The 690-nt window shown below is 56.8% G+C and carries 1 rRNA gene; it reads left to right on the forward strand.

Annotated features, from left to right (window positions below):
• Positions 1–690, forward strand: a 23S ribosomal RNA gene (locus VI123_RS19225); the annotation flags it as partial.

Below are 690 nucleotides of genomic sequence, written 5' to 3' on the forward strand. Positions count from 1 at the left end.
GACGCGGGGATTCCGGTGCGCGGGGTAAGCCTGTGTACCAGGAGGGGAACAACCCAGAGATAGGTTAAGGTCCCCAAGTGTGGATTAAGTGTAATCCTCTGAAGGTGGTCTCGAGCCCTAGACAGCCGGGAGGTGAGCTTAGAAGCAGCTACCCTCTAAGAAAAGCGTAACAGCTTACCGGCCGAGGTTTGAGGCGCCCAAAATGATCGGGACTCAAATCCACCACCGAGACCTGTCCGCACCCGTTACAGGGTGATCGAGTAGATTGGCGCTCTCATTGGATGGAAGCAGGGGTGAGAACTCCTGTGGACCGATGAGTGACGAAAATCCTGGCCATAGTAGCAGCGATAGTCGGGTGAGAACCCCGACGGCCTAATGGATAAGGGTTCCTCAGCACTGCTGATCAGCTGAGGGTTAGCCGGTCCTAAGTCATACCGCAACTCGACTATGACGAAATGGGAAACGGGTTAATATTCCCGTGCCATCATGCAGTAAAAGTCGACGCCCTGGGGTCAATCACGCCGGGCCTTCGCCCGGTCGAACCGTCCAACTCCGTGGAAGCCGTAATGGCACGAAGCGGACGAACGGCGGGATAGGGAAACGTGATTCAACCTGGGGCCCGTGAAAAGACGAGCATGGTGTCCGTACCGAGAACCGACACAGGTGTCCATGGCGGCGAAAGCCAAGGCC

It is taken from the genome of Haloarcula sp. DT43 (genome assembly GCF_037078405.1).
In the GTDB taxonomy this organism is placed as follows: domain Archaea; phylum Halobacteriota; class Halobacteria; order Halobacteriales; family Haloarculaceae; genus Haloarcula; species Haloarcula brevis.